Source organism: Bradyrhizobium sp. JR3.5 (genome assembly GCF_054057015.1).
Map to the genome: position 1 here is coordinate 5729602 of NZ_JBSRYV010000002.1, position 24589 is coordinate 5754190.

The window sequence follows — 24589 nt, forward strand, 5'->3', positions numbered from 1 at the left end:
GCAGGCGTAACCTTCGGCGGCGAGCGATAGCATGACCTATGCGCTCGTTGCCGGCGTGCTGTTCGGGCTGTATTTCAGCCTGGTCGGCATCGGCCTCAACCTCGTGTTCGGCGTCATGCGCATCGTCAACCTTGCGCATGGCGACATCCTGATGCTCGGCGCCTTCATCGCGCTCGGCGTGGTCGGCATTGCCGGCATCGACCCGCTGTTCGCGGTGCCGCTCGCCTTTGTCGTGTTCGTGCTCGCCGGCGTGCTGCTGTACTGGGTGCTGGTGCCGCGGCTGCAGGGCTCGGCCAATCCGGAAATGCTGTCGATCATCCTGTTCTTCGGCCTGTCGCAGGTGATTGAAGCCGTCACCACGATCTTCGCCGGCACCAGCGAGCGCTCGATCCAGAGCCGGCTGCTTGGCACCGTGTTCACGACCATCAAGGTCAAGTGGTTCGGCGGCAAGGCCGGGGGGGCAGGGCCGATCCAGATCTTCGGCCAGGGCTTTCCCGCGCCCTGGGTGATCGCGGCCATCACCAGCCTCGTCGCGATCGCGCTGGTCTACCTCTATCTCTACCACACAAGACTCGGCACCCTGACCCGCGCGGTGATGTCACGCCGCGACGAGGCCTTGGCGACCGGCATCGACGTCGATCGTGTCTCGGCGGCAGCGTTCGGCATCGGGCTCGGAATCGCGGCAGTCGCCGGCGTGTTCGCGCCCTTCATGTTCGGCTCGGTGACCCCGGCCTTCGGCGCCGATGCGACGGTGACATCGTTTGCGATCGTCGTGCTCGGCTCGCTCGGCAACCCGTTGGGCACCGCGCTCGGCGGCGTCGTCTACGGCCTGTGCTACATGCTGGTGCAAACCTATCTCAGTTCCTGGGCCGACCTCTTGCCCTATGTGTTGTTGATTGTGATCCTGTTGTTGCGTCCGAGCGGTCTGCTCGGAAGGCGGGTGCGCGTTGCATAACGCCTCGAAACACTTGCTGTTCATCCTGGCGCCGCTAGTGGTGGTGTTCGCACTGCTGCCCGGCGTCTATCAAAACCATCTGCTGCTGTTCAACTTCGTGATCTTCCTGATCCTCGCGCAAGGCGTGAACATCATCTATGGCTTCACCGGCTATCTGCCGTTCGGCTATGTCGGCTTCTTCGGAGCCGGTGCCTATGGCTTTGCCATCATGGTGATGCATCTGCAGACGCCGGCGCCGTTGGCGGTGCTGGTCGGCGGCGCCGTCGCGGTTGCGCTCGGCCTGTTACTGACGCCGCTGCTGCGGCTGTCGGGTGCGTATTTCGCGATCGCCAATCTCGCAGCCTCGCTCGCCGTGCTGCACTTCGTCGCCAACCCGGCGCTGGAGGGGATCACCAAGGGCCCGTACGGCGTGTCGCTCACCGGCACGTTCAACCCGACCCATGCCTATTATGCGGCTGTCGTCGTAATGGCGCTGACTGTCGGCGCGGTGATCTATCTCAAAAACTCGCCATTCGGCCTTGCGCTGCAGGCTGTGCGCGAGGATGCAGTGTCGGCCTCGATGGCCGGCGTCAACATCATCAAGATGCGGGTGATTGCCTGGCTCGCCTCGGCGCTGGTCGCCGGCCTCGCCGGCGGCATCTACGCCTGGTACGTCTCGGTGTTCTATCCGGACAACGTGTTCTCCGGCGAGTTCAGCATCTTCGCGATCGTGTTCGCGCTGTTCGGTGGCGTCGCCACCATCACCGGACCGATCGTCGGCGTGCTGATCCTGTACGGCATCTACAATCTGATCGGCTTCACCACGCCGCAATATTTCCAGCTGATCTACGGCCTCCTGATCATGGGACTGGTTTTGTTCCTGCCTGCAGGCCTGGTGTCGCTGGCAACGCGCAGGGGGTGGCATGTCCCCTGAGCAAAACTCCATCCTCAAGGTCTCGAAGCTGGTCAAGCGCTTCGGCGGCTTCCACGCGCTCGATGGCCTGAGCTTTCATGTCGTGCCGGGCGAGATCCTCGGCCTCGTTGGTCCTAACGGCTCCGGCAAGACCACGGCGATCAACGTGATCTCCGGCCTTTATGCGCCTGACGGCGGTGAGGTCGTGTTCGACGGCGCGTCCTCCGGCGGCGTCGCCTCGCACAAGCTGGTTCACCGCGGCATCAATCGCACCTTCCAGGTGCCGAAGCCGTTCCTGTCGCTCACGGTGCGCGAGAACATCCAGGTGGCGCTGGCCTATGGCGGCGCGACCGGCACGCCGCCGTCGATCGCCGAACTGCTCGACGAATACCGGCTCAAGGAAGTCGCCGACCGTCCGGCAGCCGATCTCAACAGCGCGCAGCAGAAGATGCTCGATCTGACCCGCGCGCTCGCGACGCGGCCGCGCTTGTTGCTGCTCGACGAACTCGCCGCCGGTCTCAACCCGGCGGAGCTCGACTGGATTGCCGGCCGCATCAAGGCCTTGGCTGCAACCGGCATCGCGATCATCGTGGTCGAGCATCTGATGGGCTTCATCGAGCAGATCACCGACCGCGTCATTGTGCTCAATGCGGGCAAGGAGATCTTCGAAGGCACGCTCGCGACCGCGGTGCGCGAGCCGCAGGTGATCGAGGTGTTCCTGGGAGGCGAGCATGCCCACTGACGCAGTGTCGCTTCTGGACGCCAAGGGCGCGTCGATGCCGGCTACGGCACCATGCAGGTGTTGTGGGGCGTCGATCTCGACGTCCGCCCCGGCGAGACCGTGCTGCTGCTCGGGGCCAATGGCGCGGGCAAGACCACCTTCCTGAAGTCGCTGGTCGGCCTGATCGAAGCCCGCAGCGGCCACATCAAACTCGGCGGCGAAGACATCACCAAGATGCGATCTTCGGATCGCATGAAGCGCGGCATGACCTACATGTCGGAGCTCGCGGTATTCCCCGATCTGTCGATCGAGGAGAACATCCGTGTCGGCGCGCAGGCGCTCGGCCATGCCAATCCGGGCGCGCGGGTCGACGAACTGTACGGCCTATTTCCGGTGCTGCGCGACAAGCGCCGCGACCCGGCCTCCAGCCTGTCCGGCGGTCAACGCAAGATGCTGGGCATCGCCAAGGCGCTGTCGGCCGAGCCGAAGCTGCTGGTCATGGACGAGCCTTCGGCCGGGCTGTCGCCGCTGTTCGTCAAGGAGGTGCTTCGCGCCTTGTCGAGCCTGCAGGGCCGCGGCTTGGCGCTCTTGATCGCCGAGCAAAATATCGGTTTCCTAGAGATTGCCACCCGCGTATTCGTGCTGGAAGGCGGGCGGATCCGCTTTTCAGGCACGGTTGCCGAGATGAGCGGCAATGAAGAGCTGCACCGGGCCTATTTCGGGCTGAAGTGATGCCGGCGCATCGGTCTGGAAATCGGCGCCGGTTCGCGCGACAATCAGCTGCAACACCTTTTGAATTGCCAGCCAGCAAGCCGTGAAGTGCAAGCCGTAAAGTGAAAGCCATGCCCAAAAATCCGACACTCGCCTCCCTTGCCGCCGACCTCGCCAGCGGGGCGACCTCCGCCCGCAAGCTCGTCGAGCAATGCATCGCCAGGATCGCCGATCCGGCGGGCGAGGGCCAGCGCACCTTCATCCATGTCGACCGCGACGCCGCGCTGGAAGCCGCCGACGCGATGGACCGGCTGCGCAAGGCCAACGCCGCGCCGTCGCCCTTTGCCGGCATTCCGGTCTCGATCAAGGACCTGTTCGACATCAAGGGGCAGGTGACGCGCGCAGGCTCCCGGGCGCTGGATGATTCCGCGCCGGCGGATGCCGATGCGCCCGCGGTGGCGCGGCTCAAGCGCGCCGGCTTCATCGTGATCGGCCGCACCAACATGACCGAGTTCGCCTATTCCGGCATCGGCATCAATCCGCATTACGGCACGCCGAAGAGCGCCTGGAACCGGAGCGTCGGCCATGTGCCCGGCGGCTCGTCCTCGGGCGCAGCGGTCTCGATCGCCGACGGCATGGCGTTCGGCGCGCTCGGCACCGACACCGGCGGCTCTTGCCGGATTCCGGCCGCCTTCAACGGCATCGTCGGCTACAAGCCGACGCAGCGCCGGATTCCGCTCGATGGCGGCGTGCCGCTGTCGTTCACGCTCGACAGCTATGGCCCGCTGGCGAATTCAGTCGCCTGCTGCGCCGTGCTCGATGCTGTGCTGGCCGACGAGGCCGGTGACGCCGGTCACCCCGCGGCCGGTGAAGGGCATGCGGCTCGCGGTGCCGACCACGGTTGTGCTCGATGACCTCGACGATGCCGTCGCAAAGACCTTCGAGCGCGCGCTGGCGTCGCTGTCGCGCGCGGGCGCCTTGATCGAGCGTATCGAGGTGCCGGAATTGCTCGATGTCGGCGTGATGAACACCAAGGGCGGCTTTTCCGCGGCCGAGAGCTATGCCTGGCACCGCTTCCTGCTGGCCAGCAAGGGCGACATCTACGATCCCCGCGTCGCGGTGCGGATCCAGCGCGGCGAGGGTTTTCTTGCCGCCGACTATATCGACATTATCAACGCGCGGCGGTCGTTCATCGCCCGGACCGAGGCGCGCATCGCGCCCTATGACGCAATGGTGCTGCCGACCACGGCGAACCTGCCGCCGACCATCGCCAGCCTCGCCGACGACAAGGCGTTCGCGACGGAGAATTTGCGCGCGCTGCGCAATCCCTCGCTGATCAACGTGCTCGACGGCTGCGCCATCTCGCTGCCGGCGCATCGCGAGGGCGAGGCGCCGGTCGGCCTGATGCTCGCCGCCGCGGGCGGTTCGGATCGCCGCATCTTCGAGCTTGCGGCCGGAATGGAGACCGTCATCCGTGTTTGATCTCACCTTCAATGTCGATGACAAGGGCGTCGCGACGCCGCTCACGCTCGAAATCAAACAGGCCGTGATCGCCGGCTGGACCGGCCGCGATCCGGTGGCGCGCGACAAGCATATCGCCGAGCTCGAAGCGCTCGGCATTGCACGGCCCGCGACGACGCCGATCTATTACCGCTGCTCGGCGCGTCGGCTCACCTTCGCCGACACGATCGAGGTCTGCGGCGAGGACTCCAGCGGCGAGGTCGAGTTCGTGCTGATCGGCTGGCAGGGCCGCACCTTCGTCGGCTGCGGCTCCGATCATACCGACCGCAAGGTCGAGAGCTACAGCGTCACGGTGTCGAAGCAGATGTGCGACAAGCCTGTCGCCTCCGAGCTGTGGGAACTCGAGGACGTCATCGATCATTGGGACCAGCTCATCCTGCGGTCCTGGGCCACAATCGGCGGCCAGCGCGTGCTCTACCAGGAAGGCACGCTCGATCACATGCTGCCGGTGAAGGACCTGATCGCCCGCGGCTTCGACCAGGGCGCGCTGCCCGACGGCTGCGCGATGTTCGGCGGCACCTTCGCGGCCAAGGGCGGCATCCGCCCCGCCACCCGCTTCGAGTTCGAGCTGAAAGACCCGGTGCTGAAGCGGAAGATCAGCCATGGCTACGACGTGGTGACGCTGCCGGTCAGGGGCTGATTTCCTTCCGCGCATGATCCTGTCGAAAGCTAGTCGGCACTTCCTCCACACGTCGTCCCTGCGAAAGCAGGGAGGTGGAGTCACGTTTGAAGTGCAACGATTGATTTGAGTTTGGAGAATGCCTCGGCGGGGGTCTTGAAGTCGAGGCATTTGCGTGGGGTATCGTTGAGGCGCTGAGCGAGCCGCCTGAGGGCGGCTGCCGTGATGAACCTGAGGTCAGTTTTGCGTGGCAGAGAGCGTCGTAAGCGCCCGATGGAGTTTTCCACGCCGCCTTTTTGCCAGGGACTATGGGGATCGCAGAAGAAGGTTTGGACGCCGAGGGCGTTGTGAAGCCTGTGATGCTCGGCGAACTCGGTTCCGTTGTCGAAGCTGATGGTTTTACGGATCGCCTGTGGAAGCTTGCCGAGTTGACGGGCGATGGTCCGAGCGTGAGGACAGCTTTCCGATCGCGTGGATGCAGCACGATGCTGAAGCGGGTTTGTCGCTCGTGGAGAACCAGCAATCCTTGGCCATATCGCGCGAACAGCATGAAGTCGGCTTCCCAATGACCCGGCGTCCCGCGGCCTTCGACCTCGGAGGGTCGTTCATCGATCGAGCGCCGTTGTTTAATGAAGCTGGCAGGGCTGCCGCCTGGGCGTCGCCGGCGCCCTCGTCTGAGTTTATGGCGCGGCAGCAGGCGGGTGCCAGTAATCCTTCTGGGCCGTACGATGATAGATGAAACGATAGATTGACTCGTGGCTGATCATGACGCGACCATGTTCTCGCGCCAGTCGACCAGCGATCTGCTCCGGCGAATGTCCCATCGCAAGGCTTTTGCCGACGCAGTCCCGCAGGGCCGGCTGGCGCGCCAGCTTGAAGCGGCCATCCTGCCGTCGCCGACGTTCGGCCAATTGTTGAGCCCGGACCGGTTCGTAACCGCCCTTCCAGACCTTGGTAGGCCGCGAGTTGCGCTTCAGCTCCCGACTTATCGTCGACGTCGCGCGGTCAAGCGCAGACGCAATATCGTTTTGAGATTTACCGCCTGCATGCAGGCGGTAAATCTCAACGCGCTCTTCAAGGCTGAGCTGGCCATAACATTGTCCCATCGCCACAACACCCTAGCAGGTGTTGCACTTGTGTCGTGAACCCAAGGGACCCATACGCCGCGGCTTTCGCAAAGGGTACGCGGCCAGACGGCCTTCTCACAACTAGCACCTGTGGGTCCCTGCTTTCGCAGGGACGACGCTGTGATTGTGGCGGCGTTCTCGGCATATTTGGATCGGAAATCGGGTGGCGCCAGCCGCGCTCAAGGGCCAGATTCCCCCGCATGACAGCAACAGCCAAAACCATCACTCGCCCGACCACCAGCATTCCCGCCCGCGTTGACATGCTCCACTGGGACCTGATCACCACCGACCTCGACGGACAGGGCTGCGCCGTCCTTGGCGGCCTCCTGACGCCGGAGGAATGCGATGACGTCGCCGCGCTCTATCCCGACGACAGCCGGTTCCGCAGCCGGGTCGTGATGGGCCGCCACGGCTTCGGCCGCGGAGAGTACAAGTACTTCTCCTATCCGCTGCCGGACCTGATCGCGGAGCTGCGGCCGGCGCTGTATGCGCGGCTGACCGCGACCGCCAATCGCTGGAACGAGACGATGGGGATCGAGATCAGCTACCCCGCGTCGCACGCGGCGTTCCTGAAGCGCTGCCATGATGCCGGGCAGACCCGGCCGACGCCGCTGCTGCTGCAATATGGCGAGGGCGATTACAATTGCCTCCACCAGGATCTCTATGGCGAGCACGTGTTTCCGATCCAGGTCGCGATCCTGCTGTCGCAGCCGGGGCGCGATTTCACCGGCGGCGAGTTCGTGCTGACAGAGCAGCGGCCGCGGATGCAGTCGCGGCCCGAGGTGGTGCCGCTGACCAAGGGCGATGCGGTGGCGTTTGCCGTGCATCATCGTCCGGTGCAGGGGACGCGCGGGCCTTATCGTGTCAATCTGCGCCATGGCGTTAGCCGGATCAGGTCCGGCCATCGCCACACCGTTGGCGTGATCTTCCACGACGCAAAGTGAGTGCGAGAGAGGCGTGGCTGCTGATTTGTTCGAGACCATTGGCGATGCCCGGCCGCTGCGCGAGACGATCGCGGACGGCGCGGTGCTGTTGCGCGGCTTTGTCCGGCCGTTCGAGGCCGAGCTGATCCCGGCCTTGCGCATCATCGTCAGGCAGGCGCCGTTCCGGCATCTGATCACGCCGGGTGGCCACCGGATGTCGGTCGCGATGACCAATTGCGGCAGCGTCGGCTGGGTCTCCGACGCGAGCGGCTATCGCTATGATCCGATCGATCCGGACTCGGGACAACCCTGGCCGGCGATGCCGGAGGTGTTGCGCGGGCTCGCCGCCGACGCCGCCGCCGAGGCCGGCTTCAACGGCTTCGCGCCAGAGGCCTGCCTGATCAATCGCTATGTCCCCGGCGCAAAATTGTCGCTGCATCAGGACAAGGACGAGCTCGACTACGGCGCACCGATCGTTTCGATTTCGCTCGGGCTGCCGGCGATCTTCCTGTTCGGTGGCCTCAAGCGCAGCGACACGCCGCGCCGCTACCGGCTCGAACATGGCGACGTTGCGGTGTGGGGCGGGCCGTCACGGCTATTTTATCACGGCGTCGCGGCGCTCGCTGATGGTGAGCACAGCGTGCTCGGCCGGCCAGCGCATCAATTTGACCTTCCGCAAGGTTCGTTGACGCCCCCTCCCGCAACCGGGTGAGGTGGTCTAAACTCGGATCATGACCACCAAGGCCGATCGCGCGGTCAACCGCACCGGCGTCTATCTCGCCGTGCTGCAGCTCGTGTTCACGCTGGGCTGGACCACCTACCTGATCTATCTGCCCAGGCTGTGCGCCGATGTCGGCATCGCGCCGTCGACCGTCATCCTGATCCTGATGATGGACCAGGGCATCTTCACCGTCACCGACACCGCGATGGGCATGGCCGCCGACAGGATTGCGAGCCTGGTCGGCCGTCTCGGCCTGTTCGTCGGCGTTCTCGCCGCGATCTCCTGCGCCGCCTTCGTCGCGCTGCCCTATGTGGCCGGCACCGGGCAGGGCGCGAAATTCTGGCTGGTCGTGTTGATCGTGATCTGGTCGGTCACATCGTCGGCGTTGCGCGCGCCGCCACTGACGCTGCTCGGCAAGTATCGCGCGCAACCCTCCGTCCCGTTCCTCGCCGCGCTGGCGATGCTGGGCTACGGCGTCGCGGGTGCGGTCTCGCCCTATCTCGCCGTCGTGCTGCGCGATCATGATGCGCGGCTGCCATTCGTGCTGTCCGGTGCCGTGCTACTGCTGACCGCGCTCGCGTTCTCAGGGATCGAGCGCCGTGTCGCCGAGGAGGTGCAACCCGAGCGGCTTGCGGTACCGGCCAAGCGGCTCGGGGCGGTGCCGATGTTCCTGATCGCGTCGATGGTGCTGCTCTCGCTCGGCTATCAGCTGCACTTCAACATCAACAGCGCCCCGTTCTATTTGCGCTTTGCCAGGCCGGACAGTCTGCAATGGCTGATGCCGGTGTTCTGGATCGGCTTCAACATCGCGATGTTTCCGGCGAGCATTGTCGTCAAGCATCGCGGCGGGCTGATCGTGATGGGTGCGGCGGGATTGCTCGGCGCATTCGCCATCGTCGCCGCGGAGATTGCGGGCAGCCTCAACGTCCTGATCGTGGCGCAGTTCATGGCGGGAGCGGCCTGGGGCTGCATGCTGATGAGCGCGGTGTCCGCAGCGCTTGCGATCGGCGAGACCGGCGCCGAAGGCAAGGTCACGGGCCTTGTGTTCTCGGCGCTGGCGCTCGCGACCTTTGCGCGGATGGCGGCGGTCGCCGGCGGCCTGCAGAAAATACCGGACTATGCGCCGCTGGTGCACTGGGCGCCGGTCGCCTGCTGGTCGGTCGCCGGCGCCGGCCTGCTGGTGATCGCCGCGTCGCGGCTGCAACGCGGCTTGAAGAGCGCCTAGAGCTTTGGTTCTGATTGAATCAGAACCAAAGCTCTAGATTCTTGTTTTGACTCGTTTTCTTCACGCGAACCGGTGTCCACTTCGCTCGAAAACGCTCTAGTTGTTCCTCGCCGGGTGGATGAACGCCCAGGGACTGACTTCCGAATCCGTCGGCACTTCCACCGAGATCACATAGGGGCCGCCATCGGCCAGCGCCTTCTCCAGCACGGGGCGGAAATGACCCGGCGAGGTGACGCGCGCAGCGCCGACACCGAAGGACTCCGCAAGCTTGACGAAATCGGGGTTGACCAGGTCGGAGGCAACGACACGGCCGTCGAAGCGCTCGCGCTGGTCGCGGCGGACATTGCCATAGGCGTTGTTGTTGAACACCAGCGTCACCACGCCGATCTTGAACTGCACGGCAGTGGCGAGCTCCTGCACGCCGAACATGAAACCGCCATCGCCGGTGATCGCGACCACCGGCTTGTTGGGGTTGGCGACCTTGGCGCCGAGCGCGGTCGGGAAACCCGAGCCGAGCGTGCCCTGATAGCCCGAGGTGACGAAAGTGCGCGGCTCGTAGATCGGAAAGCCGTACCAGGAGGCGAAGCCGACCTGCGACAGCTCATCGGTGACGATGGCGTTTGCCGGCAACACCTCGCGCAGGATCTTCAGGTAGGCCATCTGTGGCTGGATGCGCTGGATTTCCTGCTCGGCGGCCGCGGTCGCCTCGCGGATCGCCGCGCGGCGGCCCGGGGTCTTGCTGTAGCCAGCCTTGCGCACGGCCGCGATGAGGTCAGCGGTGCCGGCCTTGGCGTCCGCGATCACGGCGGCGTCGGCCGGCCAGCGCCGCAGTTCCACCGGATCGATGTCGATCCGTACGCATTTCAGGCCGGCCGGCTGATAGGGCCAGCGCGACATCGTCGGCAGCTCCATGCGGGTCCCGATTCCGATCATCAGGTCGGTCTTTGGCCATAGCTTGTAAGCCGCGGCCATTGTGAGCCCGAGCTCGTGCGCGTTGGAGACGATGCCCCGGCCGCTGCGGAATGCGACCACCGGCGCGTCGATCATCTCGGCCAGTTCGAGGATCTCCTCGCGGGCCTCGATGGCGCCGCTGCCGACGAAAATCATCGGCGCCTTGCTGCCGGCGATCAGATCAGCGGCCGCCTTGATGCGGTCCGGATCGGGCCGCGGCGCCGGCAATCGATCGAATGGCTTGACGGGGGCAACCTGGGTGCGCTGGGTGAACACGTCCCACGGCATCTCCAGCGAAGCCGGGCCGCGCCGGCCCGACAGCATCTCCTGGAATGCGCGCGACACCATCGCAGGCGCGTTGTCAGGATATTCGATCCGGTCGGCCCATTTCACGAAGGTGCGCAGCGTCGCAAGCTGGTCCGGCATCTCGTGCAGATGACCGCGGCCCTTGCCGAGAAATTGCGTCGGCACCTGGCCGGTCAGGCACAGCACCGGCTCGTTGCAGCCGAATGCGGTCAGCAGCGCCGCCGAGGCGTTGAGCACGCCGGGACCGGGCACGACGCTGAACACGCCGGGCTTGCCAGAGGAGCGGGAATAGCCGAACGCCATGTAGCCGCAGGCCTGCTCATGCCGGGCGCCGATCACCTTGAGCTGCGCCTGGTGGAAGGCATCGAACAGGCCGTAGATCTGCGCGCCGGGCAGGCCGAACACGGTGTCGACGCCGTGTGCGACGAGGCCGTTGACGATCGCTTCGCCGCCGGATGTTGAGGTCATGGCACTGTCCACTTGCTCTGAGGTTAGGTGGCTTCGTCGACGACGCCGTTGCGCAAGATACCGACGCCTTCGGCCTCGACTTCGACGACATCGCCGGGCTTCAGATAGCGCGGCGGATCGAACCGCGCACCTGCGCCGGTCGGCGTCCCCGTGACGATGATGTCGCCGGGAACCAGCGTCGTGAAGGTCGAGATGTAGTTGATGAGGTAGCGGAAGCCGAAGATCAAGCGCGAGGTGCGGTCGTCCTGCCTGACTTCGCCGTTGACTCGCGTGATCAGCCGGATGTCGGCGATCTGCGCCTCGCTGGTGTAAGGCACGATCCACGGGCCGAGACTGCCGGTGGAATCGAAGTTCTTGCCCTGGGTGACGTTGAATTTGGCGTGGCGCACCCAGTCGCGGATGGTGCCTTCATTGCAGAGCGTGATCGCGGCGATGTGATCGAGCGCGGCGCTCTCCGAGATATGCCGGCCGGCCTTGCCGATCACCAGCACCAGCTCGCCCTCATAGTCGAGCTGCGGCGAGATGTGCGGCCGCACGACGGGCGTGTTGTGGCCGACGAAGGAACGCGGCACCCGCAGGAACATGCTGGGATACTTCGGCGCATCCGAGCCGTCCTTGTACTCGGCATTGCGGTCGGGATAGTTGACGCCGATGCAGATGATCTTGTCCGGCACCGGGATCGGCGGCAGCCAGGCAACTGCGTCGAGCGCGTGGTCGGGCGCGCGCTTGGCGGCGTCCTCCACGAGCCTGGTCAGTGCGCCGGCGGCAATCGCCTCACGCAGCGTCGGATAGTCCTTGGCGAAGCGTGACGAGAGGTCGACGATACCGGTGTCGGTGACGGCGCCATATTGCGTGGCGCCGTTGACGGAATAGGTGGCGAGGCGAGGGGCTGACATCGGTAGCCCCTCAGTCCGCGACCAGCACGTCGGCGACGAAGCGGGGCTCGCGCACCGCCTGGCCGGCGAAGGTCGAGCCTTCCTCGAACCAGGAGCGCGGCGCCGGTGCGCCCCACAGCGTCTGGCGGCGCGGATCGCGCAGCGACCAGCGCAGCGGCTCATGGTCGTGATCGCCGGTGAAATAGTCGCTGGTGTAGAGCTCGATGCGGTGGCCGTCGGGGTCGCGAATGTAGAGGAAGAAGGCGTTCGAAATACCGTGCCGGCCTGGCCCGCGCTCGATGTTCGCGAGAAAGCCGGAGGAGGCCATCACGTCGCAGAGATGCACGATGTTCATCGCGGTCGGCACCCAATAGGCGATGTGGTGCAGGCGCGGGCCACGGCCGTTGGTGATGGCGAAGTCATGGACATTGCCCTTGCGATGCATCCAGGCGGCGGCGATGCGGCCGTTGTCGCCGTCCTCCTCGGCATATTCCGTGAGGCGGAAGCCGAGCCGGGCGTAGAAGTCGACCGTGTCCTGCACCTCGGCGGCGAACACGTTGAAATGGTCGAGCCGCTGCGGATGGCAGCCCTTGTAGAGATCGTAGCGCCGCAACAGATGCGGGCGCTTCTCCATCGTGGCATAGAGCTCGATCTGGAAGCCGAACGGATCGGTGAATTGCAGCGTGCGGCCCTGGAACGGCTGGTCGACGAAGGCGTAGGCGATGCCGTTCTCGGAGAAGAAGGCGGCCGCCTTGTCGAGGTCGCCGTCATTGCCGACCTTGAAACCCAGGCGGTTGCAGGCAGCCTTCGCCGCCTTGCGCAGCACGACCGAGTGATGCTGGTGCTCCTCGCTGGCGCGCAGATACACCGATTTGTCGTCGCGGTCCTCGATATGGAGGCCGACGGTCTTCTCGTAGAAGGTGGCGCTCTTCTCCAGATCCGTGACGTCGAGCACGGCATGGCTGCAGCGGATGATGTTGAACGGCGGATCGAAGACGTGTGTCGGCACTGGCATGGCGTGTTCCCTCAATTTTATCCGTCATTCCGGGGCGATGCGCAGCATCGAACCCGGAATCTCGAGGTTCCGGGTTCGCTTCGCGCCCCGGAACGACGCGCAATCAAATTCCCAGTTTCTGAATCTTGTGCGTCCCGCGCGCGAGCGAGACATGCTTGGTTTCCATGTAGAAGTCGAACGAGTAGTCGCCGCCGTCGCGGCCGATGCCGGAGGCTTTCATGCCGCCGAACGGGGTCGGCAGGTGGCGGACGTTTTCCGAGTTGAGCCAGATCATGCCGGCTTCCAGCGCGTCCGCGACGCGCAGCGCGCGGCCCACGTCGCCGGTCCAGATATAGCCGGCGAGGCCGTACTGCACGCCGTTGGCGATCTCGATAGCGTCGGCCTCGTCGCGGAACGGGATCACGGTCAGGAACGGACCGAACACCTCCTGCTGGGCCACGCGCATGGTCGCGTTGGCGCCGGTGACGAGGGTTGGCTGCACATAGTGCCCGCCGCCCGGACCTTCATGCGGCTTGCCGCCGACCGCAATCGTCGCGCCGTCTTGCCTGGCGACGTCGAAATAGCTGCAGACCTTGGCGAAGTGCCGTTCGTGGATCAGCGGCCCGATCTCGGTCGCCGGATCGAGGGGGTGACCGACCTTGAGTGCCTTCACGCGCGCGGCGAGCTTTGCGATGAAGCCGTCGGCGATGCTCTCCTGGACCAGGAGGCGGCTCGACGAGGTGCAGCGCTCGCCGTTGAGCGAGTAGATCATGAACACGACGGCATCGAGCGCGCGGTCGAGATCGGCATCGTCGAACACGATCACTGGGTTCTTGCCGCCGAGTTCGAAATGCACGCGCTTCAGGGTCGGCGCACCCTGCGCCATGATTGCCGAACCCGTCGTGCTCTCGCCGACGAAGCCGATCGCCTTGATCGCGGGGTGCTCGGTTAGCGCCTTGCCGGCGTCCTCGCCGAAGCCGTGCACGGTGTTGAGCACGCCGTCGGGCAGGCCGGCCTTCTTCGCCAGCCTGACCAGGAGGTCGGCGGTCACCGGCGACCATTCCGCCGGCTTGTGTACCACGGTGCAGCCAGCAGCGAGCGCGGGCGCGATCTTCCAGGTCGAGAGCATGAACGGCGTGTTCCACGGCGTGATCACGCCGACCGGGCCGATCGGTACGCGGGTCGAGATGTTCCAGTGCTCGTCCGAGGGTGTGTTGAGGCCGTCGCGGGCCTCGCCGCATTTGTCGGCGAAGAAGCGGAAATTCTCGGCGGCTCGGATCGCGGCCTTGGCCATGAAGCGGTGTGCCTGGCCGGTGTCGATGCATTCGAGCACGGCGATGTCGTCGGCGCGCTCCTCGATCGCGTCCGCAACGCGATGCAGCAGCTTGCGCCGCTGCGCCGCCGGCATGTCGCGCCAGGCCTTGAAGGCCTTGGACGCCGCGGTTGCGGCACGGTCGATGTCCTCAGCGTTGCCGCGTGCGACCGTCGCCAGCACCGTGCCGTCGATCGGCGATTTCGTTTCAAAAGTCTGGCCCGAGACCGCCGGCACGACCCTACCGTCGATCACATGGCCGATGCCTTCGGCTTTTAATTTCGCAAGCAACGGACCGGCGCGATCGCGGTTGGCCTGGAACACGTCGGCTGTGGATGTCGGGGTGGCTTTATCCATTGACCGTCTCCACCTTCAGTGCGTCGTGGATGTTGTTGCGTTTCCAGCTCGTTTCCTTGTCGTTGATCTGCATGTCGAACGACAGAGCGAACTTGCTGTTGGCGAATACCGGATCGAGATGGGCCGACAGCGCCTCGAAGATGTGCTCGCCGGCCTTCTTGCGCGCGGCGAGGTCGCGGCCTTCGCCTAGCCGCAGCACCATGTCGAGGAAGCCGTAATTCTTGCGGCCGTCGGCGATCGCGCAGTGCTCGCATCTGATGGCGCGCACGCGGATGCCGCCGAGCGGGAAGATGCCGGTCTCGACCGCGGCCTTGCGGACCAGTTCGACGGTCGCGCCCATGTCGACGAGGCCGTCGAGATTGGCGGAGTATTCAATCGTGAAATGCGGCATGCAGCTCTCCTGCTGAGTGCGTCAGGCGAAGTAGCAGCTCACGGAACCGTAAGGTCCGTAGTCGGCTTGGATGGTGTCGCCCTTGCGGGTCTCGATCGGGCGGATGAAGGAGCCTGCCAGCACGATTTGTCCGGCCTCCAGCGCCAGCCCATTCGGGGCGATCTTGTTGGCGAGCCATGCCACCGCGGTCGCCGGATGATTCAATACGCCCGCGGCCAGACCGGTTTCCTCGAGCTGGCCGTTTCGGAAGCAGAGCGCGCCGATCCAGCGCAGATCGGCTTCGAGCGGACGGATCGGACGGCCGCCGAGCACAATACCGGCATTGGCGGCGTTATCGGCGATGGTGTCGAAGATCTTGCGCGTCGCCTTGGTCTCGGGATCGACCCGCTCGACCCGCGTATCCAGGATCTCCAGCGCCGGCACCACGAAGTCGGTGGCGTTGAGCACGTCGAACAGCGTGCAGTTCGGCCCCGCAAGGCGATGCTTCATCACGAAGGCGAGCTCGGCCTCGACGCGGGTTGCGATGAAGCGGTCGGTCGGCACGAGGCCGCCATCGGCAAAGAACATGTCGTCGAGCAGGATGCCGGAGTCCGGCTCGTCGATATTGAGCGCGCTCTGCATCGCCTTCGAGGTCAGGCCGATCTTGTGGCCCTTGACGACGCACCCCTGTGCCACCTTCATCTCGACCCAGGCCTTCTGAATCGCGTAGGCGTCTTCGAGGGTCATGCGGGGGTATTCCAGCGACAGCTGGCGGATTTGCTTGCGGGTCTTTTCCGCTCTGTCGAGCCGTTCGGCGGCAGCGCGGATATCGTCCTTGGAGAGGGCCATGCGTGATACACAAAAGTGGATGTCGGGAGATGATTAACATGTTAAGTGAATTCCCGCAAACTGAATCAGGGGCATGTTGCAACGCAAAATTTTGTTGCTGTGGATTGAGCTGAGTGATGGCACGCAAGAAATCGCTGGATGAGACCCGGCCGGGGCAGGGCGACGACGCATCGTCGCGACGGACCCCGATGCGCGAGTTTTCGCGCTCGCTGCCGATGTCGCTGCTCCGTGCGCGCGAGGCGGTGATGCGGCAGTTCCGTCCGTCGCTGCGCAATCACGGGCTGACCGAGCAGCAGTGGCGGATTTTGCGTGCGCTCACCGCGGTCGATGAGATCGAGGTCACCGAGCTCGCCCGCGTGGCGTTTCTGCTCGGCCCGAGCCTGTCGCGAATCCTGCGTGATCTCGAGGCGCGCGCGTTGATCGAGCGCAAGGCGGCGGAGAACGACGGGCGGCGCGCGGTGGTCTCGATCTCGGCCAAGGGGTTGAAGCTGATCGAGGCGGTGGCGCCGACGTCGGAGGCGATCTACGCCGAGATCACACGACGATATGGCGCGCGCAAGCTTGCCGAGTTGCACGAAATGCTGGGCGCGCTGGAGGCAAGCCTCGCCGGAATGGGCTCGGCCGATGACGCCGAAGTCGAGGCCGACGAGTAATCGCGGCGATGCGCGGCAATGCCGCTCACGCCATGTAGGGCACGCGCGAGATCACGTTGATGGCGCGGAATTCGGCGATCCAGCCGGCGACCTTGGAGTGCGACCACTCGATATGGCGGCGCAACGTCGCGGCGGCCGTATCGCCGTCGCGGGCGCGCAAGGCTTCGATGATCACCAGATGCTCGTCCATGAAGGAATCGATCTGCGGCGCGGTCAGGGCGACCTGGATGTGCTTGCCGATCACGAAAGCGCAATGGGTGCGCTTGAGCGCTTCGATCATCTCGCGATTGATGCCGTAACCCAGGCAGCGGATATGGAGGTCGCCCTCGATCTCATCGAGCTCGCCGACGCCGACGCGGCTGCGGAATTGGATCCCTTCGCGCAGCCGCTCCGCCATCCGGTCAAGCAGTGCGGTCGGAATCCTCGCCGCAGCGGATTTGAGGAGCAGCGGCTCGAGGGTTGCGCGGACCTCGAAGATGTCGCGGAGGCGATCCTCGTCCAGCGGCACGACATACCAATGAGCCTTGGCGCCTTTCTCCAGGATTCCGATCGCCTGCGCACGTAGCAGCAAATTGCGCGCAACCGTGCGCCCGACCCGGAAGTGCCGCGCCAATGCGAGCTCGCTGACGCGGAAGCGTCCGAACAGCGACCGGTAGATGATCTCGCGTTCGAGCTTGTAATAGAGCGTATCCCAGGCGTCGCTGCGCACCGCCTCGACGGGGCCGTCGGTCAGCCCAAACATCTCCGGCGTGATCGGGACGCGCCGCGGGTCGACCTTGCGCTTGCCGGCGATCACGCCGCGGCCATCGAAGCGGCGCACCAGGCCGATGTGCTCGAGCTGTTCGAAGGCCTGCCGCACCGGCGAGCGGCTCGAGCCGAACAAGGTCGCGATCGCCGATTCGGAGAGAACCGTGCCGGGTGGCACGTCACCGGCCCGGATGTGCTTCGCCAATGCGCTCTTGATCAGCGCGTAGGCCGGCTGTTTTCGTCTGGTCTGCGATTTCGCTCTTGGAATCGACATGGATGACTGCCCGCCGGTCACACTATCATGTGATCCCGTCATGGTCGCTGGTAGCAGGCATTTACACACCGTTGCCAGCGACTTTTGACTATTGCGTGCAATGTGCAATCATGTTTAGCTATGTCAAACGCCAGATTGATGGCAGCCGTTGCGCGTCTTGTGCGCCGCAAGCGGCGCTCACGTTTGTTCGTCGTGCCGATTGACGGCTGCGGATAGGCACTCGATCGACGCGTCAGCTCGTTTCAACGCAGCCGATATGCAAGTCGGCGCACCAAAGGGAGGATTGAATGAAACTGACGAGGCGTGAGTTTTCCGCCGGCTTGGCGGCAGGTCTCGCTGCTCCCGCGCTGATGCGCAGCGCCTGGGCGCAGGGAGCGACCATCAAGATCGGCATGTGCGTGCCGGTGACCGGACCGGCAGCTGAGCAGGGCCTGTGGGCCCAGAACGGCGCCAAGCTGGCGCTGGCCGCGGTCAACAAGGCCGGCGGCGTGCTCGGCAAGCAGGTCGAACTCGTCATCGAGGACGACCAGACCACCAATCCGGGCATCGTGCTGGCGTTCTCCAAGCTTGCCGCGCAGTCCGACATCGTTGCCTTCCTCGGCTCGATCCGCTCGACCCAGGTGCAGGCGATGGCGCCCGATGTGATCAAGGTCGGCAAGCCGGTGATGATCGGCGGTACCAATCCCGATCTCACCCATTCCGGCAATCCGTGGCTGTTCCGCTTCCGCCCGAATGACAATTATTCCGGCCGCGTGATCGCCGATTTCGGCGTCACCACGCTCGGCAAGAAGAAATGGGCGATCGTCCATTCCACCGACGCCTTCGGTACCGCGGGCGGCAAGGCACTCACCGAGGCGCTGACCAAGCTCGGCGCGCCGCCGGTGCTTGACCAAGGTTACGCCAACCAGAGCCAGGACTTCACCCCCGTCGTGCTGGCCGTGAAGCAGTCCGGAGCCGACGTGCTCGGCACCTACTTCACCTTCGAGAACGACCTCGGCATCTTTGCCCGGCAGCTGCGCCAGCTCGGCGTCAACATCCCCTGGGTCGGCTCGCCCTCGGTGGTGGCGGTCTCCTCGACCAAGCTCGCCGGTCCGGCGCTGTTTGGCACCTACGGGGTCGCCGACTTCGCCGAAGACTCGAGCGATACCGCGAAGGCGTTCGGCAAGTCCTATCGTGATGCATACAAGACCGCGCCCGACAACCAGAGCGCCTGGCCGTACGACGCGATCACCATCCTGTCGGCGGCGATCAACAAGGCCGGCTCGACCGATCCGAACAAGATCCGCGACGCTATCCTGGCGACGCAGAAATTCGCCGGTGCGGAAGGCGAGTACAATTTCGACAAGAACGGCGACGGCCTGCACGGCTACAATGTCGTGAAGAACGACAAGGGCAAGATCGTTTACGACAAGCATATCGACTTCAACGATTGATCGCGGCTCGGCCTCGCCGGCAAAACCGGCGAGGCCGATCTTCTGCGCACACTGTTCTGATCGAGCGCTGTCATGGATCTGGTTCTACAACTGCTGTTCACCGGCATCGGCATCGGCGCGGTCTACGCGCTGGTCGCGCTCGGTTTCGTGCTGATCTTCCGCGCCACCAACGTGGTGAACTTCGCGCAAGGCGAGTTCTCGATGGTGGCCGCCTATCTGATGGTGGTGTTCTCGGTCGATCTCGGCTGGCCTTACTGGCTGTCGTTCCTGATCGCGCTCGCCGGCATGGCGCTGTTCGGCGTCATCTTCAATCTCGGCGTCTATTATCCGCTGCGCCACCGCACCTATCTGCCTGTCATCATCGCCACCATCGGCGCCTCGATCCTGCTGTCGAACTCGGTGCTGGCGATCTACGGCCCGCAGCCGCAGGTGCTGCAGGGCTGGTTCGATACGCCCGGCATCCAGCTCGGCCCGGTCTATCTCGACAGCCAGTATCTGTTGATCATCGGCGTCACGATCCTCCTGGTGCTGTTCAATTTCTGGTTCTTCGAGAAGACGCTGCTCGGCAAGAAACTGCAGGCGACCTCGCAGGACAAGGAGATGGCGTCGCTGCTCGGCATTTCCGTCTCCACCATGATCATGATCACCTTCATCTATTCGGCCGTGCTCGGCGGTCTCGCAGGCATCCTGGTGGCGCCCGTGCTGTTCGTCTCGATCCAGATGGGCTCGACGATTGCGCTGAAGGCGTTTGCCGCGACCATCATCGGCGGCTTCGGCGATGTCGCCGGCGCCATCGTCGGCGGTCTGGCGCTCGGCGTCATCGAGACGTTCGGTGCCGCCTACATTTCGGTGCCGTACAAGGACGGCTTTGCCTTCCTGGTGCTGATCGCGTTCCTGGTGTTCCGGCCGCAAGGCATCTTCGGCGAACGTGTCGCGGAGAAAGCATGAGCGCCAGCGACAACATGATTCCGGCGCCGGCCGTGCGCTCGAAGCCGCTGATCATCCGCCATCTGCCGTATTTCATCGGCGCGGCCGCGCTGGTGGCGCTCGCCGCCGGCATGCAGTTCGACGGTTACATCCTCAACATCCTGCTGCAGGCGACGACGTTCTCGATCGCGGTGTTCGGGCTTTCGGTCGTGCTCGGCCTGTGCGGCCAGATCAACCTGGCGCAGGCCGCGTTCTTCGGCTTCGGCGCCTATGCCGTCGGCCTCGGCACCGCCGACCTGCATCTGAACTTCTGGCTCTGCCTGGTCGGCGCCTGCGCGATTACGCTGGTTGCGGGCGCGTTCCTCGGCATGTCGACGCTGAGGCTCGGCGGGCACTACCTTGCGATGGTAACGATCTCGTTCCAGCAGATCGTGACGCTGGTGATGATCAACGCCATCGGCGTGACCCACGGGCCAGACGGCGTCGCCAACATTCGCCGGCCCGAGCTGTTCCAGTCCTCGCAAAGCTATCTCGCCTTCTGCGTCGCGATGCTTGCGATCGTCGGCTATCTGGTCTGGCATTTGCCTGACACCAAGCTTGGCCGCGCCATGCGCGCGGTGCGCGACAATGAGCTCGCGGCCGGCGTCAACGGCATCGACGTGTTCCGCACCAAGGTCTACGCCTTCGCGGTGTGCGCAGTGCTCGGCGGCCTCGCCGGCGGCTTGTTCGCCGGCGGCTTTGCCTATGTCAGTCCGGACCAGTTCTCGTTCGCGGAATCCATTCAGTTCCTGACCATGTCGCTCCTCGGCGGCGTGGCCTCGCCGATCGGCTCCGCGATCGGCACCGGGCTGTTGATCCTGATCCCGGAATGGCTGCGCTTCCTGAAGAGTGTGCCGGGCCTCTACCTCGCGATCTACGGCCTGTCGGTGATCCTGATCATCCGCTTCATGCCGGACGGCATCTGGGGCTTCGTGTCCGACGCGTTCACACGCTGGCGCGCGCACAGCATGGCGCCGCCTGTTGCGGGAGCGCTCCTGCTCAAGCCCGCGACGACTGGCGGCGACATCGTGCTCGAAGTCACCGGGCTCTCGAAGCATTTCGGCGGCCTCAAGGCGGTCGATGGCGTCGACATCGCGGTGAAGCGCGGCGGCGTGCATGCGCTGATCGGACCCAACGGCTCCGGCAAGACCACGACGCTGAACGTCTTGTCCGGCCTCTACAAGGCGACCGCGGGCAAGATTGTGCTCGATGGCACCGACATCACCAGCATGGCGCCGCATCAGCGCACGGCGGCGGGGCTCGGACGCACCTTCCAGAACATCCGCCTGTTCCGCTCGATGACCGCGCTGGAGAATGTCGAGATCGGCGCCGAGCGTCCGGGCAACACCATGATCGGGAAGGGCGACGACGCGCTGACCGAGCGGGCGATGGAGGCTTTGACCTTCGTCGGCCTCGGCAACCGCGCCAACGAGTTGATCTCGAGCTTCTCCTACGGCCATCAGCGCCTGATCGAGATCGCGCGGGCGCTGGCGTCGAACCCGACGCTGCTGTTGCTCGACGAGCCGGCTGCCGGCCTCAACTCGACCGAGAAGCTCGAACTGCACGAGTTGCTCAAGCGCATCGCGGCCCAGGGCCTCACCATCCTGATCATCGATCACGACATGACGCTGGTCTCGGAAGCCGCCCAGCACATCACCGTGCTGAACTTCGGACGCCGCATCGCGGACGGCGAGTCGATGGCGGTGCTGCGTCATCCCGACGTCGTCTCCGCCTATCTCGGGAGCGAATGATGCCGCTGCTCGAAATCCGCAATCTCGTGGTCCGCTACGGCGAGATCGAGGCCCTGCGCGGCGTCACCATCGCCGTGGAACAGGGCCAGGTGGTCACGCTGCTCGGCGCCAATGGCGCCGGCAAGTCGACCACGCTGCGCGCAATCTCCGGCCTCGCCAAACCCGCCTCCGGCGACATCCTGTTCGACGGTCATTCGATCGCGGGCCTCGGGCCGGAAGCGATCGTGCGGCTCGGCATCTCGCATGTGCCGGAAGGCCGCCGCGTATTCCCGGGTCTCACCGTGAAAGAGAACATCATGCTCGGCGCGTCGAACCGGAAGGTCGGGGCCGCGCAGATCTCGCGCGAAGCCGACGCGATGTTCGACCTGTTCCCGGACATCCGCGCATTCTCCAACGCGCTCGGCTGGACGCTGTCCGGGGGGCAGCTGCAGATGGTCGCGGTCGCGCGCGGCCTGATGGCCAAGCCGCGGCTGTTGCTGCTCGACGAGCCGTCGCTCGGCCTCGCACCTGTGATTGTACAGGCGGTGTTCCGCATCATTTCGCAGATCAGGAAGGACACCACGGTCTTGCTCGTCGAGCAAAATGCGCGCATGGGACTTTCGGTCGCCGATCACGGTTTTGTTCTCGAAACCGGGCGGATCGTGCTCGGCGGCAAGCCCGACGAATTGTGGGGCAATGAAGCCATCGCCGCGGCCTATCTCGGCGGCCATGCCAAGACCCACGCCTGACAACGTCCCGTGCTTTACTGAGCGAGCTAGTTTTTCATGGTCACCATCAAGGTCGATAATCTCATCAACTTCGTCTCCGAGGTGTTTTCCCATTCGGAGTCCTCTCCGGAAGAGGCGAAACGCATCGCGACCTACCTGACGACGGCAAACCTCACCGGGCATGACAGCCACGGCGTGATCCGCGTGCCCGTTTATGTCAGGTGGAAGAAGATGGGCTCGATCGTGCCGAACCAGACCCCCGAGGTCGTGGTCGACACGCCGTCGCTCGCTGTTGTCGACGGCAAGTTCGGTTACGGCCAGACCGTCACGCCTGTCGCGGTGAGGCTCGGCATCGAGAAGTGCAAGAAGGCAGGGCTTGCGGCGGTTGCGCTGCGCAACTCCGGCCATCTCGGCCGCGTCGGCGACTGGGCCGAAATGGCGGCCGCCGAAGGCCTCGTTTCGGTTCATTTCGTGACCGCCGCAGGCTCGCTGCTGGTCGCGCCTTACGGCGGCGTCGAGAAGCGCCTGTCAACGGCGCCCTATTGCGTCGGCATTCCGCGGCAGGGCCAGGATCCGATCGTGCTCGATTTCGCGACCTCCGTCGTCGCCGAGGGCAAGTGCCTGGTGGCTAGCCGTGGCGGCAAGAAGCTGCCGCCGGGCGCGTTGGTCGATGCCGACGGCACGCTGAGCGAGGATCCGCATGTGCTGTATGGCCCGTACACGCCGGACGGACCGCGCGACCATACCAAGGGAACCGGCGCGATCCGTGCTTTCGGCGACCACAAGGGCTCGGGCCTCGCCTTCATTTGCGAACTGCTCGGCGGCGCGCTGACCGGCACCGGCGCGACGTCGTCGGACCGGCGCTTCGCCAACGGCATGATGGCGTTCTACATCGATCCCAAGGTGATCGACACCAGCAATTTCTTCGACGGCGAAATCACCCGCTACACCGATTTCATCCGCGCCACCAAGCCGATCGCGGGCACGGAGTCCGTGCTGGTTCCGGGCGATCCCGAGCGAAAGACCCGCGCCGATCGCACCAAGAACGGCATTCCCTTGCCTGACGACACCTGGGCGGCGATAGTGAACACCGCGCGCGAAGTCGGCGTCAGTGAGGTCTCGATCCAGCGGGCGACCAGCTGAGGTCAGCCCTCCAAGAACCGCGCAAGAAACACAAAAGGAAACGTGATCAATGGCAAACAAGGTCAAGCAGGTCTGGGCATCGGGCAAGGCGGTGGTCAACGCGTGGCTCGCGATCCCGTCGGGGTTCTCGGCCGAAGTGATCGCACAATGCGGCTTCGACAGCGTCACCGTCGACATGCAGCATGGCGTGCAGGACTACCAGTCGATGGTGCAATGCTTCCAGTCGATGCATGCCCATCCGGTCACGCCGATGGTCCGCGTGCCCTGGAATGAGCCCGGCATCATCGGCAAGGTGCTGGACGGCGGCGCCTATGGCGTGATCTGCCCGATGGTCAACACGCCGCAGGAAGCCAAGAACCTCGTCTCCTACGCGAAGTATCCGCCGAAGGGCGTGCGCTCCAACGGTCCGATCCGCGCCGGCATGTACGGCTCGGCCGGCACCTATCAGCAGGCCGCCAACGACGAGATCGTGCTGCTGCCGATGATGGAGACCAAGACCGCGGTCGAGAACATGGAAGCGATCCTCGATGTCGAAGGCATCGACGGCGTCTATATCGGTCCGTCCGATCTCGGCTTTTCCTACGGCCTGGTGCCGAAGCTCGATCGCGACGAGCCGGAGATCCTCAAGATCTACGAGAAGATCATCAAGGAGTGCGGCAAGCGCGGCCTCAACCCGGGCATCCACTGCTCCGGCGCCGAAGGCGCGGTGCGCGCGATCAACATGGGCTTCAAGCTCGTGACGCTGTCGAACGAAGTCGGCCTGATGCAGGTCTACGCCAAGATGCAGGTCAACCAGACCCGCGAGAAGTCCGGCGGCAAGGCGTAAGGTCTGTCCGCAATGTTAGCTCTGCTCCCTCGCCCCGCTCTTGCGGGGAGAGGGTTGGGGTGAGGAGCCTCCATCCGGCGAGCACTTTGTTTGCGATTGCGCGTGTGCCTTGCCCCTCACCCGAATTCTCGCTGCGCGAGAATTCGACCTCTCGCCGTAAAGGACGGGGAGAGGTGAACATAAAGACGAAGG

At 64.9% G+C, this 24589-nt stretch carries 21 protein-coding genes and 3 pseudogenes; 16 read left to right on the plus strand and 8 right to left on the minus strand.

All coding sequences use genetic code 11. From position 1 onward, the window contains the following. Nucleotides 1-31 precede the first annotated feature (31 nt). The 6 genes and pseudogenes from ACVWW1_RS44230 to ACVWW1_RS44255 all read left to right on the plus strand — a co-directional run bounded on the left by ACVWW1_RS44230 (nt 32) and on the right by ACVWW1_RS44255 (nt 5440). Nucleotides 32-955 (plus strand): branched-chain amino acid ABC transporter permease, encoded by a 924-nt coding sequence (locus ACVWW1_RS44230; protein ID WP_106319791.1) that lies wholly within the window; start codon nt 32-34, stop codon nt 953-955. After that, nucleotides 948-1868: a branched-chain amino acid ABC transporter permease gene (locus tag ACVWW1_RS44235; RefSeq protein WP_298369898.1), complete on the plus strand. Its 921-nt coding sequence runs from the start codon at nt 948-950 to the stop codon at nt 1866-1868. Before ACVWW1_RS44230 ends, ACVWW1_RS44235 begins: the two co-directional genes overlap by 8 nt. Next, the gene (locus ACVWW1_RS44240) at nt 1858-2589 is read left to right on the plus strand and encodes an ABC transporter ATP-binding protein (RefSeq protein ID WP_456660225.1); all 732 of its coding nucleotides are present in this window, start codon (nt 1858-1860) and stop codon (nt 2587-2589) included. Before ACVWW1_RS44235 ends, ACVWW1_RS44240 begins: the two co-directional genes overlap by 11 nt. 51 nt (nt 2590-2640) lie before the next feature. Continuing rightward, the gene (locus ACVWW1_RS44245; RefSeq protein WP_456660226.1) at nt 2641-3300 is read left to right on the plus strand and encodes an ABC transporter ATP-binding protein; all 660 of its coding nucleotides are present in this window, start codon (nt 2641-2643) and stop codon (nt 3298-3300) included. A gap of 110 nt (nt 3301-3410) precedes the next feature. After that, nucleotides 3411-4761: pseudogene (locus ACVWW1_RS44250) on the plus strand (amidase). Continuing rightward, nucleotides 4754-5440 (plus strand): DUF2848 domain-containing protein, encoded by a 687-nt coding sequence (locus ACVWW1_RS44255; protein ID WP_456660227.1) that lies wholly within the window; start codon nt 4754-4756, stop codon nt 5438-5440. The pseudogene ACVWW1_RS44250 and the gene ACVWW1_RS44255 overlap by 8 nt, the downstream one beginning before the upstream one ends. Nucleotides 5441-5520: 80 nt before the next feature. Here ACVWW1_RS44255 and ACVWW1_RS44260 read toward each other — a convergent pair. Continuing rightward, nucleotides 5521-6525: pseudogene (locus tag ACVWW1_RS44260) on the minus strand (IS30 family transposase). A 221-nt stretch (nt 6526-6746) separates the two neighbouring features. Here ACVWW1_RS44260 and ACVWW1_RS44265 point away from each other — a divergent pair. The 3 genes and pseudogenes from ACVWW1_RS44265 (at nt 6747) to ACVWW1_RS44275 (ending at nt 9415) form a co-directional block, all read left to right on the plus strand. Then, nucleotides 6747-7490, plus strand: coding sequence for a 2OG-Fe(II) oxygenase (locus ACVWW1_RS44265; RefSeq protein WP_456660228.1), 744 nt, complete (start codon nt 6747-6749; stop codon nt 7488-7490). 13 nt (nt 7491-7503) lie between these two features. Beyond that, a pseudogene (alkB, locus tag ACVWW1_RS44270) lies at nt 7504-8158 on the plus strand (DNA oxidative demethylase AlkB). A gap of 42 nt (nt 8159-8200) precedes the next feature. Continuing rightward, complete coding sequence (locus ACVWW1_RS44275) at nt 8201-9415, plus strand: MFS transporter (protein ID WP_456660229.1); 1215 nt, start codon at nt 8201-8203, stop codon at nt 9413-9415. Nucleotides 9416-9511: 96 nt separating this feature from the next. Here ACVWW1_RS44275 and ACVWW1_RS44280 read toward each other — a convergent pair whose 3' ends face one another. The 6 genes from ACVWW1_RS44280 to hpaH all read right to left on the minus strand — a co-directional run bounded on the left by ACVWW1_RS44280 (nt 9512) and on the right by hpaH (nt 15897). After that, nucleotides 9512-11140: a thiamine pyrophosphate-dependent enzyme gene (locus tag ACVWW1_RS44280; RefSeq protein ID WP_456660230.1), complete on the minus strand. Its 1629-nt coding sequence runs from the start codon at nt 11138-11140 to the stop codon at nt 9512-9514. 23 nt (nt 11141-11163) lie between these two features. Continuing rightward, entirely contained in the window at nt 11164-12036 is an 873-nt protein-coding gene (locus ACVWW1_RS44285; RefSeq protein ID WP_456660231.1) for a fumarylacetoacetate hydrolase family protein, read from the minus strand. Nucleotides 12037-12046: 10 nt separating this feature from the next. Continuing rightward, a complete protein-coding gene (gene hpaD / locus ACVWW1_RS44290) occupies nt 12047-13030 on the minus strand; it encodes a 3,4-dihydroxyphenylacetate 2,3-dioxygenase (RefSeq protein ID WP_456660232.1) in 984 nt (327 codons plus the stop codon). 103 nt (nt 13031-13133) lie between these two features. Then, nucleotides 13134-14678, minus strand: coding sequence for a 5-carboxymethyl-2-hydroxymuconate semialdehyde dehydrogenase (gene hpaE / locus ACVWW1_RS44295; RefSeq protein ID WP_456660233.1), 1545 nt, complete (start codon nt 14676-14678; stop codon nt 13134-13136). Then, nucleotides 14671-15069, minus strand: coding sequence for a 5-carboxymethyl-2-hydroxymuconate isomerase (locus tag ACVWW1_RS44300; protein WP_456660234.1), 399 nt, complete (start codon nt 15067-15069; stop codon nt 14671-14673). The genes hpaE and ACVWW1_RS44300 overlap by 8 nt, the downstream gene beginning before the upstream one ends. A 21-nt stretch (nt 15070-15090) precedes the next feature. Beyond that, entirely contained in the window at nt 15091-15897 is an 807-nt protein-coding gene (hpaH, locus tag ACVWW1_RS44305; protein WP_456660235.1) for a 2-oxo-hept-4-ene-1,7-dioate hydratase, read from the minus strand. Nucleotides 15898-16013: 116 nt separating this feature from the next. Here hpaH and hpaR point away from each other — a divergent pair, with 116 nt between their 5' ends. Next, complete coding sequence (hpaR, locus tag ACVWW1_RS44310) at nt 16014-16550, plus strand: homoprotocatechuate degradation operon regulator HpaR (protein WP_456660236.1); 537 nt, start codon at nt 16014-16016, stop codon at nt 16548-16550. A gap of 25 nt (nt 16551-16575) precedes the next feature. On the opposite strand, the gene ACVWW1_RS44315 is transcribed toward hpaR, so the two are convergent. After that, nucleotides 16576-17571, minus strand: coding sequence for a GntR family transcriptional regulator (locus tag ACVWW1_RS44315; protein WP_207840801.1), 996 nt, complete (start codon nt 17569-17571; stop codon nt 16576-16578). A gap of 287 nt (nt 17572-17858) precedes the next feature. On the opposite strand from ACVWW1_RS44315, the gene ACVWW1_RS44320 reads away from it, so the two are divergent. The 6 genes from ACVWW1_RS44320 (at nt 17859) to ACVWW1_RS44345 (ending at nt 24397) form a co-directional block, all read left to right on the plus strand. Continuing rightward, entirely contained in the window at nt 17859-19004 is a 1146-nt protein-coding gene (locus ACVWW1_RS44320; protein WP_092125095.1) for an ABC transporter substrate-binding protein, read from the plus strand. Nucleotides 19005-19076: 72 nt separating this feature from the next. Then, complete coding sequence (locus tag ACVWW1_RS44325; protein WP_029082157.1) at nt 19077-19952, plus strand: branched-chain amino acid ABC transporter permease; 876 nt, start codon at nt 19077-19079, stop codon at nt 19950-19952. Further along, on the plus strand, nt 19949-21721 hold the full coding sequence (locus ACVWW1_RS44330) for a branched-chain amino acid ABC transporter ATP-binding protein/permease (RefSeq protein ID WP_456660237.1): 1773 nt from the start codon (nt 19949-19951) through the stop codon (nt 21719-21721). The genes ACVWW1_RS44325 and ACVWW1_RS44330 overlap by 4 nt, the downstream gene beginning before the upstream one ends. Further along, nucleotides 21721-22449 (plus strand): ABC transporter ATP-binding protein, encoded by a 729-nt coding sequence (locus ACVWW1_RS44335; RefSeq protein ID WP_176532603.1) that lies wholly within the window; start codon nt 21721-21723, stop codon nt 22447-22449. Before ACVWW1_RS44330 ends, ACVWW1_RS44335 begins: the two co-directional genes overlap by 1 nt. Nucleotides 22450-22485: 36 nt before the next feature. Continuing rightward, complete coding sequence (locus tag ACVWW1_RS44340) at nt 22486-23571, plus strand: malate/lactate/ureidoglycolate dehydrogenase (protein WP_456660238.1); 1086 nt, start codon at nt 22486-22488, stop codon at nt 23569-23571. Between the two features lie 49 nt (nt 23572-23620). Next, nucleotides 23621-24397 carry an HpcH/HpaI aldolase family protein gene (locus ACVWW1_RS44345; protein WP_456660239.1) on the plus strand — a complete coding sequence of 259 codons (777 nt, stop codon included), beginning with the start codon at nt 23621-23623 and terminating at the stop codon, nt 24395-24397. The last annotated feature ends 192 nt before the right edge of the window (nt 24398-24589 follow it).

Coding starts and splice junctions, on each gene's coding strand:
- ACVWW1_RS44300 (WP_456660234.1), bottom strand. CDS start 15,069: ATGCCGCATTTCACGATTGAATACTCCGCCAATCTCGACGGCCTCGTC.
- ACVWW1_RS44330 (WP_456660237.1), top strand. CDS start 19,949: ATGAGCGCCAGCGACAACATGATTCCGGCGCCGGCCGTGCGCTCGAAG.
- ACVWW1_RS44230 (WP_106319791.1), top strand. CDS start 32: ATGACCTATGCGCTCGTTGCCGGCGTGCTGTTCGGGCTGTATTTCAGC.
- hpaR (WP_456660236.1), top strand. CDS start 16,014: ATGGCACGCAAGAAATCGCTGGATGAGACCCGGCCGGGGCAGGGCGAC.
- ACVWW1_RS44325 (WP_029082157.1), top strand. CDS start 19,077: ATGGATCTGGTTCTACAACTGCTGTTCACCGGCATCGGCATCGGCGCG.
- ACVWW1_RS44335 (WP_176532603.1), top strand. CDS start 21,721: ATGCCGCTGCTCGAAATCCGCAATCTCGTGGTCCGCTACGGCGAGATC.
- ACVWW1_RS44315 (WP_207840801.1), bottom strand. CDS start 17,571: ATGTCGATTCCAAGAGCGAAATCGCAGACCAGACGAAAACAGCCGGCC.
- ACVWW1_RS44320 (WP_092125095.1), top strand. CDS start 17,859: ATGAAACTGACGAGGCGTGAGTTTTCCGCCGGCTTGGCGGCAGGTCTC.
- ACVWW1_RS44340 (WP_456660238.1), top strand. CDS start 22,486: ATGGTCACCATCAAGGTCGATAATCTCATCAACTTCGTCTCCGAGGTG.
- ACVWW1_RS44280 (WP_456660230.1), bottom strand. CDS start 11,140: ATGACCTCAACATCCGGCGGCGAAGCGATCGTCAACGGCCTCGTCGCA.
- hpaD (WP_456660232.1), bottom strand. CDS start 13,030: ATGCCAGTGCCGACACACGTCTTCGATCCGCCGTTCAACATCATCCGC.
- ACVWW1_RS44345 (WP_456660239.1), top strand. CDS start 23,621: ATGGCAAACAAGGTCAAGCAGGTCTGGGCATCGGGCAAGGCGGTGGTC.
- ACVWW1_RS44245 (WP_456660226.1), top strand. CDS start 2,641: ATGCAGGTGTTGTGGGGCGTCGATCTCGACGTCCGCCCCGGCGAGACC.
- ACVWW1_RS44285 (WP_456660231.1), bottom strand. CDS start 12,036: ATGTCAGCCCCTCGCCTCGCCACCTATTCCGTCAACGGCGCCACGCAA.
- hpaH (WP_456660235.1), bottom strand. CDS start 15,897: ATGGCCCTCTCCAAGGACGATATCCGCGCTGCCGCCGAACGGCTCGAC.
- ACVWW1_RS44240 (WP_456660225.1), top strand. CDS start 1,858: ATGTCCCCTGAGCAAAACTCCATCCTCAAGGTCTCGAAGCTGGTCAAG.
- ACVWW1_RS44275 (WP_456660229.1), top strand. CDS start 8,201: ATGACCACCAAGGCCGATCGCGCGGTCAACCGCACCGGCGTCTATCTC.
- hpaE (WP_456660233.1), bottom strand. CDS start 14,678: ATGGATAAAGCCACCCCGACATCCACAGCCGACGTGTTCCAGGCCAAC.
- ACVWW1_RS44265 (WP_456660228.1), top strand. CDS start 6,747: ATGACAGCAACAGCCAAAACCATCACTCGCCCGACCACCAGCATTCCC.